Source organism: Collinsella sp. AF29-7AC (genome assembly GCF_003475665.1).
Classification (GTDB): Bacteria; Actinomycetota; Coriobacteriia; order Coriobacteriales; family Coriobacteriaceae; genus Collinsella.
The window spans coordinates 1-12,757 of the sequence record NZ_QRQX01000009.1; the positions used below are offsets into that span (position 1 = coordinate 1).

At 58.6% G+C, this 12,757-nt stretch carries 11 protein-coding genes and 1 tRNA gene; 11 read left to right on the forward strand and 1 reads right to left on the reverse strand.

Annotation, left to right across the window (positions count from 1 at the left end; all coding sequences use genetic code 11):
- Positions 1-167: 167 nt before the first annotated feature.
- Complete coding sequence (locus tag DWZ15_RS05325; RefSeq protein WP_118449819.1) at positions 168-2,609, forward strand: lipopolysaccharide assembly protein LapB; 2,442 nt, start codon at positions 168-170, stop codon at positions 2,607-2,609.
- 92 nt (positions 2,610-2,701) lie between these two features.
- Positions 2,702-2,792 (forward strand) — tRNA-Ser (locus tag DWZ15_RS05330).
- Positions 2,793-3,115: 323 nt separating this feature from the next.
- Here DWZ15_RS05330 and DWZ15_RS05335 read toward each other — a convergent pair.
- The gene (locus DWZ15_RS05335; RefSeq protein ID WP_157758021.1) at positions 3,116-4,456 is read right to left on the reverse strand and encodes a D-alanyl-D-alanine carboxypeptidase family protein; all 1,341 of its coding nucleotides are present in this window, start codon (positions 4,454-4,456) and stop codon (positions 3,116-3,118) included.
- Positions 4,457-4,653: 197 nt separating this feature from the next.
- Between DWZ15_RS05335 and DWZ15_RS05340 the strand changes: the two genes are divergently transcribed.
- The 9 genes from DWZ15_RS05340 (at position 4,654) to DWZ15_RS05380 (ending at position 12,613) form a co-directional block, all read left to right on the forward strand.
- The gene (locus DWZ15_RS05340; protein WP_117736216.1) at positions 4,654-5,349 is read left to right on the forward strand and encodes a response regulator transcription factor; all 696 of its coding nucleotides are present in this window, start codon (positions 4,654-4,656) and stop codon (positions 5,347-5,349) included.
- A 25-nt stretch (positions 5,350-5,374) separates the two neighbouring features.
- On the forward strand, positions 5,375-6,613 hold the full coding sequence (locus DWZ15_RS05345) for a sensor histidine kinase KdpD (RefSeq protein ID WP_118449821.1): 1,239 nt from the start codon (positions 5,375-5,377) through the stop codon (positions 6,611-6,613).
- Between the two features lie 103 nt (positions 6,614-6,716).
- Entirely contained in the window at positions 6,717-7,592 is an 876-nt protein-coding gene (pstB, locus tag DWZ15_RS05350; RefSeq protein ID WP_199410983.1) for a phosphate ABC transporter ATP-binding protein PstB, read from the forward strand.
- 64 nt (positions 7,593-7,656) lie between these two features.
- Entirely contained in the window at positions 7,657-8,385 is a 729-nt protein-coding gene (locus DWZ15_RS05355; RefSeq protein ID WP_089572665.1) for a response regulator transcription factor, read from the forward strand.
- A 3-nt stretch (positions 8,386-8,388) separates the two neighbouring features.
- Positions 8,389-9,813, forward strand: a complete 1,425-nt coding sequence (locus DWZ15_RS05360; protein WP_118449823.1) for a cell wall metabolism sensor histidine kinase WalK — start codon at positions 8,389-8,391, stop codon at positions 9,811-9,813.
- A 195-nt stretch (positions 9,814-10,008) separates the two neighbouring features.
- Positions 10,009-10,665, forward strand: coding sequence for a YveK family protein (locus DWZ15_RS05365; RefSeq protein ID WP_055250503.1), 657 nt, complete (start codon positions 10,009-10,011; stop codon positions 10,663-10,665).
- 2 nt (positions 10,666-10,667) lie between these two features.
- Complete coding sequence (locus tag DWZ15_RS05370) at positions 10,668-11,405, forward strand: CpsD/CapB family tyrosine-protein kinase (RefSeq protein WP_117736214.1); 738 nt, start codon at positions 10,668-10,670, stop codon at positions 11,403-11,405.
- A gap of 17 nt (positions 11,406-11,422) precedes the next feature.
- Positions 11,423-12,073 (forward strand): tyrosine-protein phosphatase, encoded by a 651-nt coding sequence (locus DWZ15_RS05375; protein WP_055250497.1) that lies wholly within the window; start codon positions 11,423-11,425, stop codon positions 12,071-12,073.
- 39 nt (positions 12,074-12,112) lie between these two features.
- Positions 12,113-12,613, forward strand: a complete 501-nt coding sequence (locus DWZ15_RS05380) for a GNAT family N-acetyltransferase (protein WP_055250496.1) — start codon at positions 12,113-12,115, stop codon at positions 12,611-12,613.
- The last annotated feature ends 144 nt before the right edge of the window (positions 12,614-12,757 follow it).

A 12,757-nucleotide genomic window follows, 5' to 3' on the forward strand; every position in this document is an offset into this window, starting at 1 on the left:
CACCATTTGAGATTAAAGCTCCCGGCAACGGGGGCTTTTCTTTTACGCCAGCTTGAGTGCTTTCGTCCAAAGGGACGATTTCCTGTCGACTCGTGTAAGATTCCGAGTAGATGTCGCGACTTATTCGCGACCACTCCTTCTCAAGCGACCGATCAGGGTGATATTTCGTGGCAGAGCGTCCGACATACAAGCTCAGGTTTCTCGATCCCAAGAAGCGCTTTCCGGCGATGCCCGAGCAGCCTGCGGGACGCTCGTATGGCGTGGTCTGGAAACTCTTTGGCGAGGATCAGCATGAATCTTGTTATGTCGTCGAATTCGTTGGCAAAAGCCGTGTGTCGCTTTTGGGCTACGTAAGCGTTTCGGGTGAGGTGTACAAGGTGGACCGCCCCGTCAGCGAGGCTCCGCTGCCCAACGATCCCGACATGGAACTGGTCCTTGACGAGTCGGACTCCGGTATTGGTGAGATTATGGTGAGGGGAGCAAACGGCACGATGCGCGTGCGCGCGCGAACCGTCGGCTCTCCCGAAGGTCCCATGCGCGAACAGTCCGATCACGAGACATGGAATTCGACCCGCTCCCTTCCTTACGGTGAGTTCATGGCATCGATGTTCCTGCGCTACGTGATATTCGCTGACTCCGAAAATACCATTGCGAGCACGGCGGACGCCGACGGACTCGACGAGGGTATGCAAAACGTTGTCGACAAGATCAAGCTCGTAAAGTTGCCCGAGCCGGTCGAGGTGTTTTTGGGCTTTAACACGACACCGCTACCTGACGCTATCGAGACGCTGCTCTACCGCGTTGACCATGCCGAGAATCCGAGCGGTATCGAGCGCTATGCCGCCGCCCTTATGAGTGAAATTGACTTGCCTCGCTTGCGCACCATCGCCGCTAAGTCCGAGATGAGCCTGGCTCGCATCGATCGCTCAAAGCTTTTCTATCTCAATTTTGATCGCAGCCTGCTGGACCAGGACGAGATTGACATGCTGCTTGCCATCGAGTGCCGTCTTAACCGTCTCTCCGGCATCCTTGAGCACATCGGGGCCGGATTGGTCCCTGCGGCATCCTCGCCGAGCCTTGAGGGCTGCGCGCTCTTTGATGCGTGGCATATCGCCAAGACGACCAACGATGTTCCCCGACCGCTTGATACGGCCTCGAGCGATAACCCGTGGGGCAAACCGGGTACGGTGGCTTGCCAGCCGGGCGGTGAGTGGGATGTGCGTACCCGCTTCGCGCGTATTGTCGAGGCACTTAACGTGGTCACGCGGCTCGACTATACCTATCGGGCAAACGTTGCCGAAGGGATCATGCTCGTTCGGTTTGGGCAGTCTGTCGTTGATGCCATGCCGCAACGTGAATACGACGCTCAAGATGACGCCTGGCGCGAGTTGGACGAGGACGCGCGTGCGATCTGGGCCGCGGAGCACGATGCGCGCGTGGCACTCACGCTTGCGGCAGCGTGTTTTGCCGCGGGCACCTGCATCACGCGCTGCTATGTGCAGATTGCTGCTCCCGACAGTGAGCAGGGCGAGTGCGTTGTTGCAACGTATTTCTTTGGGCGCGCGGCCTATCTGGCCGATTGCGTGCCTGTCGCCAAGGATCTTGAGAGCATGGACATGGACGATATGCCGTGCAAGCGTGTGCTTGAGGCATATGAGTCAACCGCTCCGGAGACGATTGAACCTGCGGAGGTTCATGCTCGTCCGCGTGATGACCATCGCATGCTGCCGCCGGCGCTGCGCGATCTGCTGCTTGCCGATACGGCTGACGAGCTGGAGGTCATGGAAGAGGACGACGACCCATACGTGGCCCGTGTTGTTGAATTGCGCGAGCAGGCAAAAGTCGACCGTACAGGTGCTTTTGAAGGCTTTTCCCGTCTTGTTGAGGAGTTGGAGGCTAAGTGCGCCGTCGCCGAGCTTTTGGCGACAGGTCCGGTTCAAACGCAGTTTTGCGATAACCAGCTGGTGCGCATGGTGCTACCGGTGTTGGAAGAAGACCGCTCTGTGCGAATCCTTCGTGCGCCCGATGCGCTGTACTTTGCCCAGCACGAGATCTGCAGCTTTTACGCCGAGCAAGAGGACTTTGAACGAGCACTGCCCGAGGTGCGCCATCTTTACGATCTGGCGCGCTCGTCCATGCAGTCGCACTTTGCGCTCATCAACGTGCTTGCGCGTCTGGAGCGCTTTGACGAGATTATCGAGGTGGCGCGCCACGGCCTACGTATTGCCAGCGATCGTTCTGCAATCGGCTACCTGTTCTATCGCTTGGCGTTTGCCTATTGGAATTGCGATCAGCTCGACCTGGCGCTGGCTTGTTACCGTCTGGTGCCGCGCGGCGAGGAGTCGGGCAGCAGCGCGCTGGAAGAAATGCAGGGCCTTATGAACGAGATGGGCGTCAGCGAGCCTCCGACGTTCGAGGAAGCGGTCGAGACCATCCACAAGGCTGGACTAGAGCTGCCGCCAGTGTCTGCCGTGACGAATCAGCTGGCAGATGCCGCTGTGCAACTGGTCGATAACGGTTTCTTTTTCCTGGCGCGCGGTTGTATCTTCCAAATGTGGCGCACCATGGGCAACGACGAGCTCGGCTCCCTCAACCGCTCGCTGGGGTAGGCGAAGCTTTCAAGAAGGAAGGGCTGCTAGGCAATTAGAAAATTTCCTCTTGCTCATCCTTGGCTGTTTGGTTACTATAGAACGGCTGTTACGGAGAGCTGACCGAGAGGCCGAAGGTGCTCGCCTGCTAAGCGAGTATGCCCCAAAAGGGCATCTGGGGTTCGAATCCCCAGCTCTCCGCCAGTACGAATTTGAAGAAGGGTCCCATTTGGGGCCCTTTTTATTATCAAGAATGGCGGCTGGGGATTCGAACCCGAGAGGGCACGGGCGTTAAGCAAACGCGAAAGCGTTTGTAGCCCGTGGGCGAAAAGCCGCCAGGCTTTGAAGCCGGAGGGCATGCGCAGCATGCCCGGACATCCCCAGCTCTCCGCCAGTATGAATTGAAAGAAGGGTCCCATCTGGGGCCCTTTTTTGGTGCGGAGAAAGGAGGCTGGGGATTCGAACCCTCAAAAAAAGGAGGCATCCTTTCGGACGCCTCCTTTCAGTGGACTTATTATTCTTGCGCCCTACACCTCGGGCGCCTTGGCGACGGTCTCGCTTTCTGCCGTGAGTGGGCGGTTGTCGATGCGACGGCCCAAGCGATCGAGCTTCACGAGCAGCCATTCAATGGGATTCGGCCCTGCGCCTTCCTCGTCGGCAACCAGGTCCATGACGGCGATCTTGGTGCCGTCCTGCTTGAGCGTGACGCTACCCACCTTGTCGCCCACATGCACCGTGCCCGAAAGATCGTCGTAGCTAACCTTTTCGGTCACCTCGCCGGCAAGGGAAAACACGGTCGCTTGCGCCGTGGGATCGGCGAGTGTGGCGTCGATCGTCTTATCCGTCCAGTCGGTTTGGCCAATGCGCGCCATAAGCGGGTTGCCGTTGGCGGTCTTTTCCTGTGTGTTGGCGATTGCGACCGTCACCTTGTGGCCGTAGTACCAGTTGGCAAGGGTGGCGGTATCGGTAAAGCGCTGGTCGGTGGTGGTGGAGTTCAAAACGACGGTGTAGATCTCGTCGCCGTCGCGGTTGTAGGCGCTCGTGAAGCAGTAGCCCGCGTCGTCGGTGGTGCCGGTCTTGCCGCCAATGTTGCCATCTTGGCCCAGCAAATAGTTATGCGTGTCCATGGAATGCGAATGGTCGGTGCCGTCGGCGCCCGTGACCTCGATCCAGGAATCCTCGCTCGCTACGACCTCGCGGATCGTATCGTTTTTCATGGCCTCCTGCATCATCAGTGCCACGTCATGTGCGGTTGAGTGCATATCGCCAGCCCACTCATCAAAGTCCAGACCATGCGGGTTTTCAAAAAGCGTACCGGTGCAGCCGAGCTTCTTAGCGCGCTCGTTCATGGCCTTCACAAAGGTTGCCTCGGCGTCTTTGGTCTTAGGGTCGATCTTCTTGCCCACATATTCGGCGAGCACGATGGCGGCGTCGTTGCCCGAGGGAATCATCAGGCCGCGCAGTGCCTGCTCCACGGTAAGCTCGTCACCTTCGAGCAAGCCGGCGGTCGAATTACCCACGGTGGCTGCGGCGTTGCTCACCGTGACCTTCTCGTCCATCTTGCAATTCTCGACGGTTAGGATTGCGGTCATGACCTTGGTGATCGAGGCGATTTTGACCTGCTCATCGGCGCCGCGGGCATAGTAGACGGTGCCGTCTTTGCCCATGACGAGGGCATTGGTCGCATCGATATCGGGCAGGTTTTCTGCCGTGATGCCGCGCGCATCGGCGGTTTTGCCGCAGACATTGTCGGTCGTGAGCACTTGGGCGCCGGCGACGGTGGGCACGCCAGCGGCAAGGGCGATAGCGCAGACAAAGCCGGCGGCAAGCTGGGCTGAGCGCTTTGCAAAAGAGGTGAGGGACTTCACAGATTTCGCTTTCGACGGGACGGTCTCTTCTGGAACTAGAGTATATCGTTTACCGGTGTCGGCGATCATCGCGTGCGCGCGTGGCCCACATCCGCGCCCGAACGGGCACAAGGGTGCTTAAGGCCGACTTAATCACCCACGCTTGTTGTGTGTGGCGTGCGCCCCCTCGGGCATAATGGAGCGCGAGAGGAGCACGCATGAACGAGCGCATTTTGGTAGTTGATGACGAAAAGGCCATCGCCGACTTGGTTGGTATCTACCTTACAAAAGAAGGCTTTGACGTACAGGTCGCCTATAGCGGGGCCGATGCTGCCAAGGCAATCTTGGAGCAGGAGTTCGATCTTGCGCTGCTGGATGTCATGCTGCCCGATATCGATGGGCTTGAGTTGCTGCGTACGATCCGTTCCAGCCATACCTATCCCGTGATCATGCTGACGGCGCGCGATGCCCAGCAAGACAAGATCGAGGGCCTTTCGCTTGGCGCGGACGATTACGTGGTTAAGCCGTTCCGCCCGCTGGAGCTCATCGCGCGCGTGCACGCTCAGCTTCGTCGCTACACCAGCTACGGTAGCCGTGCGCAGGCGGCCGAGTCGCCGACCATCCAGCTCGACGGCCTAGAGATCAACCGCGATGCCCGTTCCGTAACGGTGGACGGTGCGCCGGTTCGCCTCACGCCCATCGAGTATTCCATCTTGCTGTATCTGGTCGAGCATCGCGGCAGTGTGGTGGCCGTGGAGGATCTGTTCCGCGCGGTATGGAACGAGGATTTTATGCCCGGCTCCAACAATACGGTGATGGTGCACATTCGCCACCTGCGCGAAAAGATCGGTGACGACGCTCAAAAGCCGCGCTTTATCAAAAACGTCTGGGGCGTCGGCTACATAATCGAATAAGGCCTTTGATGGTGGGGAAGTGGATATGACAAAAGACGATAGGCAGGCATTCGAGGTGCCCGATCGACTCTTTGAATACGTGAGGTCGGTCGTCGACAACCGCGCGCTTGCAACGGTGCTGCTCTTTTTGCTGAGCCTGCTGCTGATTGGCATCGATAGCATCGCTGGAATCTTGGCGGTGCTGCTTGTCGGCTTTTTGCTGATCGATCGATTTGAAGTCGTGCGCCGCTGCGTGGTGATTGGCGGTGCCGCGTGGGCCATGACGTTGGCGATTGGCGCCATGGCGCTCGGCGGCATCGAAGGGCCGGTGCTGTTCGATGCCGTCTTTGTATTCAACATGCTTGGCTTTGTGCTGGCGCTTGCCGTGTGCGTGCTGTTCTTTTGCGGCCGCGCCCTGTACTACCAGGGCTACGAGCAGGGCGAGCAGCATGCCGATTGTGTGCTGGCCGCTCGTATTCAAGATCGCCTGATCGATCACCCCGACACCTGGGATAACATCGACGGCGACTTCCTGGAGGTCGAGGGCGCACTCAACCGTGTGCGTGATCGCGAGCGCAAGGTGCAACAGGCCTTGCGTGACGAGTCTCATCGCAAGGACGATCTGGTCACGTACTTGGCACATGACCTACGCACCCCGCTTGCCAGTGTGGTGGGCTATCTTTCGCTGCTGCAAGAGGCTCCTGAGCTGCCGGTTGAGCAACGTGCGCACTTTACGGGCGTGGCGCTCGACAAGGCGCACCGGCTCGATGCGCTCATCGAAGAGTTCTTCGATATCACGCGCTTTGACTTCCACGATATCGTGCTCACGCGCGGCTATGTTGATCTGGGGTTGCTGCTGGCTCAGGTGGCTGACGAGTTCTATCCCATCCTCAACGAGCAGCATGAGGAAGCCCAAGTTGATATTCGCGAGGACCTGACGGTGCTCGTGGATGGCGACAAGATGGCCCGCGTGTTCAACAACATCATGAAAAACGCCGTCGCCTATAGCTATGAGGGTTCGACTATCACGATTGAGGCCAGGCGCCAAGACGATGGCGGCGTGCGCGTGCGCTTTATCAATCAGGGCGATCCTATCCCTGCGGCTAAGCTCAAGGTGATCTTTGAGAAGTTCTATCGCCTGGATGCGGCGCGTGCGACCAATCGCGGTGGTGCCGGTTTGGGCCTTGCTATTGCCAAGGAGATCATCGCGGCACACGGCGGTACCGTTGCATGTGAATCGACGCCCGAACACACGATATTCACCATCGAGCTGCCCGCCGCATAGCTAGCGTGCCCTTACAAACACTTGACAATGTGCTCACGTGCGTATGAGCCGCGATTCCTACTATCGATACTGCTGAATTGATATCGATATGGAGGTGTGCGGTATGACGGCTGCTGCGGCTGTGGAGCCCACGAAGCTTGAAGAACTCATGGAAGCGCAGGCCGAGGCCGCGCATGAGCGCGAGGTTGGGGATGCGACTCGCCCCACGGCAGAGGATCTTGCCGCCTCGCCGACGCGCATCGACGTCGAGGGCCTCGACCTGTTCTATGGCGACCACCATGCGCTCAAGGACGTGAATATCAAGATCCGCGACAAGCAGATCACCTCGTTCATCGGGCCTTCGGGCTGCGGAAAGTCCACGTTGCTGCGCTGCTTTAACCGCATGAACGACGGCATCAAGGATTGCCGCATCGAGGGCAAGATTGCGCTCGATGGTCAAGATATCCTGGGCGATTGCGACATCTGCCGTTTGCGCCAGCGCGTGGGCATGGTGTTCCAACGCCCCAACCCATTTCCCATGAGCATCTACGACAACGTCGCCTACGGTCCTCGCGGTATGGGTGTGCGCGACCGCGCCGTGCTCGATGAGCTGGTCGAGGACTCCCTGCGTCGCGCTGCCCTGTGGGACGAGGTCAAGGACAAGCTCAAAGAGTCGGGCCTGGGTCTTTCGGGTGGACAGCAGCAGCGCCTGTGCATCGCCCGCGCACTTGCCGTGCAGCCCGACATTCTGCTGATGGACGAGCCGACTTCGGCACTCGACCCTGTGTCGACGTTGGTGGTGGAGCAGCTGGCCTGCGAGCTCAAGGAGACCTGCACGCTGGTGGTCGTGACGCACAACATGCAGCAGGCCGCGCGTATTTCCGATTCGGTTGCGTTCTTTTTGCTGGGTGAGCTGGTGGAGCACGCGCCCACCGCGCAACTCTTTAAGAATCCGTCCGATCCGCGCACCGCGGATTATTTGACGGGGCGTTTTGGCTGACGCTGTCTTTTACAGGTGCCTTTAGGGTTAAGATGCGGTCATATCGGCCGCAAAGGGGTTCAACATGATCTATTACGTCGAGGACGATGACAACATCAGGGATTTGACAGTCTACGCGCTGCGCAAGCAGGGAATCGAGGCCGAGGGCTTTTCGTGTGATGGCGAGTTTAAAGCTGCCGTGGCGCGACGGGTGCCCGATGCTGTGCTGCTCGATATCATGCTGCCCGACACCGATGGCTTGGCGATTATGCGTCGCCTGCGTGCCGATCGCCTGACGGCGACGGTGCCCATCATGATGCTTACCGCCAAGGACACCGAACTCGACAAGGTGATGGCGCTCGATGGCGGTGCCGACGATTACCTGACTAAGCCGTTTTCGCTCATGGAGCTTGCGAGCCGCTGCCGCGCACTGCTGCGTCGCGGCGGCATGGTCAAGCAGGCGAGCGATGTGCTCAGCGTGGGCGACATCGTGCTTTCGCCCAGCCATCGCGAGGTGACCGTTGCCGGCGAGCCGCTTAAGCTCACCCTGCGCGAGTTCGACCTGCTCGAGTACCTCATGCGCAAGCCCGGCGTGGTCTTTACCCGCGAGTCGTTGCTGCAGAGCGTGTGGGGCTGGGACTTCGACGGCGGTTCGCGCACCGTTGACGTGCACGTGCAGACGCTTCGCCAAAAACTGGGCGAGCATGCCAGCGCCATCGAGACCGTGCGCGGCGTGGGTTATCGCCTGGCCGAGCCTTCTGCCGGTGATGGTGCCGAAGGCGACGACACCGCGGCCACCGCATCGGAGGAGTAACCCGTGGTCTTCGCCCCCCAGGGAAAACATACGCTGTCGCACCGCGTTTTTGTGACGATCTTTGTCTGCGCCATGGCAGTTATCGTGGCGTTTACGGTGCTGGGTGCGTTCTTTGTGCAAAACACTTTGGCGGATGCCACGAGTGCCAATCTGGCGCAGGAAACCGAGCTCATTGCTGCCGCCCTCGACGAGCAACAGGAGCCCATTCCGTTCTTGCGAAGCCTCGATCGCGAGGATCTTCGTATCACGCTGATCAATAAGGACGGATCTGTTGCCTACGACAACGAGGCGTCGCCTTCCACACTGCCCAACCATGGCGATCGCCCCGAGGTCATCGAGGCCTTTGAGAGTGGTTCGGGTTCCGCGGAGCGCGCAAGCTCTACACTCGACGAGATTATGCTGTATCGCGCCGTCACCCTTGATAACGGCCAGGTCGTTCGCTTGGCGCAGGCCCAGCCTGGCGTTGCGGCGATTTTGCTGTCGATGCTGGCGCCGATGCTGCTTATCGCAGCAGCGGGTGCAGTACTCTCGTTTTTTATGGCGCGCCGTGAGTCCCGTGCCATCATCGCGCCGTTGCAAGAGGTGGATTTGGATCACCCACGCCGTAGCTATGAGCACGCCTATGCCGAGATGGTCCCCATGCTTGAGCGCATCGAGTCGCAGCGCCAGGAACTCAAGCGCCAAATGGCGGTGCTAGCGGACAACGACCGTATGCGCCGCGAGTTCACGGCGAATATCACCCATGAGCTCAAGACGCCGCTTACGGCGATTTCGGGCTATGCCGAGCTCATCGCAAATGGCATGGTCGAGGGCGAGGACGACCTGCGCAACTTTGGCGGTCGCATCTATCGTGAGGCGGGCCGCTTGGCAGCGCTTGTCAACGACATCCTTACGCTGTCTAACTTGGACGAGGCCGAACGTGCAACTGAAGGCGAGGCAGTGCCCATTGGGTCCACGGAGCCTATTGAGCTCTCGCGTGCGATCTACGCGGTTGAGCAGCGTCTTGAACAGGTTGCCCGTCAGGCGAATGTGACGATAAGTCATGAGACCAAGCCTGTGGTCATCGAAGGCGTTTCGCGCTTGATCGACGAGCTCATCTATAATCTGGCAAGCAACGCCATCCGCTACAATCGACCCAGCGGTACGGTTACGTTGCAGTGCGGCACCAACGACGAAGGCCGTCCGTTCCTCGCTGTCGCCGACACGGGAATCGGTATCGCGCCTGAAGAACAGGGCAAGGTATTTGAGCGGTTCTATCGCGTGGACAAGAGTAGGTCCAAGGCGCGCGGCGGAACCGGCCTGGGGCTTGCCATTGTCAAGCATGCGGCCCTGTATCATCACGCCACGCTCGATCTGTCGAGCGAGTTGGGCGTGGGAACCACCATTACGGTGACGTTTCCCATACAGCAGGACGAGCCATTCGCATAGCGATGCAACATAGATATTGATGTAGACGCCGCATCGGGCTTTCGGGTGCGGCGTTGTTGTGCAATTTTACGATTGCTTCCGACATTTTTACAGGAGAGCCTGTTTCTTATGTATAGAGTTTGGTCTCGGTAAAAAGATGCGATAACATACGGACAGTTTTGTCAATCCGAACTGGGGAAATGAAAGGCAAGCTGCATGACCCTTCTCGAACTGTTCCAGCTGCTGAAGAAGCACCTCAAGCTGGTCATCACCCTTCCGGTGGTCTGCGCGATCGCCATGGGCATCGTGTCCTTCGTTGCGATGGACAACACCTATACCGCGACGACGAGCATGTACATTCTCGCCAAGACCGACGATAGCGGTCAGATGAGCTACAACGATCTCTCGGCGAGCCAGATGCTTTCCAATGATATCGCCACGCTGCTGGATAGCGATAGCGTTAAGAGCGGCGCCGCCAAAGAACTGGGCCTCACCGATCTGGATGACTACAAGGTGTCTGTTTCCTCCGAGACCACCACGCGTGTCATTACGCTTTCGGTTACCGGCACCGATGCCAAGGAGACGGCTGAGGTCGCAAAGGCAATTGCCAGCTCGGTGAGTACGGTCGCTCAGAACGTCGGCGCTGCCCAGAGCATCAACGTTATCGACGAGGCTAAGACCCCCGAAGCCCCCAGCGGCCCCAAGCGCACGCTGTATATTGCCGTCGCGTTCCTCGCCGGTATCTTTATCGCAGTTGCCTATGTCGTTTTGGCAGACATGCTCAATACCCGCATCCGCGGTGCCGAAGAGGCAGAAGAGCTCCTGGGTATTCCCGTTGTTGGCCGAATTCCGGCTATGAAAGGTGGTAAATAGGCATGGCTAAGGCAAAGAACACCGATAAGCTCGTTGTGCAGAATGCCGCCAAGACCCTTCTGGCCAACATCCGCTTTGCGAGCGTGGACGACCCCATTCGCACCATCACCGTTACCTCCTCGATTCCCAACGAGGGCAAGTCTACGGTTTCCATTAATCTTGCTCAGGCAATCGCCACGAGCGGCAAGAGTGTCCTGCTGGTCGAGGCTGATATGCGTCGCAGGTCCCTTGCCGATATGCTCGGCGTCCGCTCCCGCGGCGGACTCTATGCAGTCCTGTCCGAGCAGGTTTCTATCGACCAGGCGATTGTCGAGACGGGTCAGAAGAACTTCTACTTCCTCGATGCCGAGCCGCACATTCCCAATCCTGCCGACATCATCGTCTCCCATCGCTTTGCCAAGCTGGTAAAGGCACTGTCCGCCAAGTTCCAGTACGTCATCTTCGATGCTCCTCCGGTCGGCACCTTCATCGATGCTGCCGAGATTGCCAGCTTGACCGACGGCGCGCTGTTCGTGGTGCGCGAGGACTTTACCAAGCGCGAAGAGGCGCTCAACGCTATCGCCCAGCTTAAGAAGTCCGAGAAGGTCAAGCTCATCGGTACCGTCATGAATTACTGTGAGACCGAGACCAGCGAGTACTACTATTCTTACTACACCAAGGACGGTAAGAAGGTTAAGAAGGGCTCCGACGATCAGGGCACTTCCAAAAAGGGCATCTTCACCAACCGAGCAAACGTTTAGTTGATTAAGGCTGACCTATGCGTGACATTCATTGCCATATCTTGCCGGGTGTAGACGACGGCGCCGCCGATCTCGAAGAGAGCTTGGCGATGCTCGAGGCTGCCAAGCGGGCCGGTGTAACCAGAATCGTTTGCACTCCTCACTGCCGTGATCCCTATTTTGATTACGACAAGATGTGGGATGCCTTTGAGCTGCTGCGCGATAACGCTGACGGTTTTCCGCTCCAGATGGGCTTCGAGGTCAACCATCGAAAGCTCGTTGAGCTTGGTATCGATGCCGCGGATCACTTGCATTTCGATGGGACCAACGAGTTTCTGCTCGAGCTTTCGACGCATGCCGATGCGTATGCGTTTAGAGAGTACGAGAACACGATTTACGATTTGCAGTGCCGTGGCTACCAGGTGATCATCGCTCATCCTGAGCGCTATCGTGCGGTTCAAAAGGATGTAAGCGTGGCGGAGCGCCTGGTCGATATGGGCTGCAAGCTGCAGGCTTCGGCGGACTTTATTGCCGGCGGTCGCTTTGGTCGCGAGAAAAAGCCGGCACAGCGCCTGTTCGATCAGAACCTGTACAGCTTCATCGCGAGCGATGCCCATAACGTGGGTCATTACGACTGTCTGGCGAAGGCTCGCGCGAAGTTTAGCGTGCGCGGAGCTCATTTTCGCTAAAATCTGTCCCTAACGTTCGCGTTGAATGAAAGGGCAGCTATGGATATCCAACTTAAGACGGGATGCTTTGATGACGCGGCGTTGGTGCGCCGCGTCGTTTTTATGGACGAGCAGGGCTACGAGAATGAGTTTGACGCTATCGACGAGGATCCGAACTGCATCCATGTGACGCTCTATGTAGACGGTGAGCTTGCCGGTTGCTCGCGCGTGTTTCCCGAAGAACTCGAGCGCGCAGCTGACGCAGAGGCTCCGGTGTCGCCGGCGTGCGACTTGGACGAAGGCGTCGCGGCGGGGGAGACCTACATTATGGGGCGCGTGGCCGTGCTGCCGAGCATGCGCCGTCGCGGTTTGGCGAGCAAGATTGTCGAGGCCAGTGATACGTGCGCGCGTGATGCCGGCGCCAAGCTCATTAAGCTGCACGCGCAGGAATACGTGCTGCCGCTCTATGCCAAGGCGGGTTACACGCAGATTGCCCCGGTGGACTACGAAGACGAGGGCCAGCCCCATGTTTGGATGGCCAAGCGCGTAGATGGCAGATAGGGACGTTCCTTTCCTGCCGGCAGTCGGGGACACTCCTTGGCAATTGGCGCATCAGAGCGTTTGGACATACAGTTTTTCGATTCCGTATGTATATATGCGCGCTAATGGGTTATAAAATCTAAGTCTGGACATAGCAGGTCTGCG

Bases quoted from the DNA above. Each gene is read 5' to 3' on its own strand.
- DWZ15_RS05370 (WP_117736214.1), top strand. From the start codon at position 10,668: ATGGCTAAGGCAAAGAACACCGATAAGCTCGTTGTGCAGAATGCCGCC.
- DWZ15_RS05355 (WP_089572665.1), top strand. From the start codon at position 7,657: ATGATCTATTACGTCGAGGACGATGACAACATCAGGGATTTGACAGTC.
- DWZ15_RS05340 (WP_117736216.1), top strand. From the start codon at position 4,654: ATGAACGAGCGCATTTTGGTAGTTGATGACGAAAAGGCCATCGCCGAC.
- DWZ15_RS05345 (WP_118449821.1), top strand. From the start codon at position 5,375: ATGACAAAAGACGATAGGCAGGCATTCGAGGTGCCCGATCGACTCTTT.
- DWZ15_RS05365 (WP_055250503.1), top strand. From the start codon at position 10,009: ATGACCCTTCTCGAACTGTTCCAGCTGCTGAAGAAGCACCTCAAGCTG.
- DWZ15_RS05380 (WP_055250496.1), top strand. From the start codon at position 12,113: ATGGATATCCAACTTAAGACGGGATGCTTTGATGACGCGGCGTTGGTG.
- DWZ15_RS05375 (WP_055250497.1), top strand. From the start codon at position 11,423: ATGCGTGACATTCATTGCCATATCTTGCCGGGTGTAGACGACGGCGCC.
- pstB (WP_199410983.1), top strand. From the start codon at position 6,717: ATGACGGCTGCTGCGGCTGTGGAGCCCACGAAGCTTGAAGAACTCATG.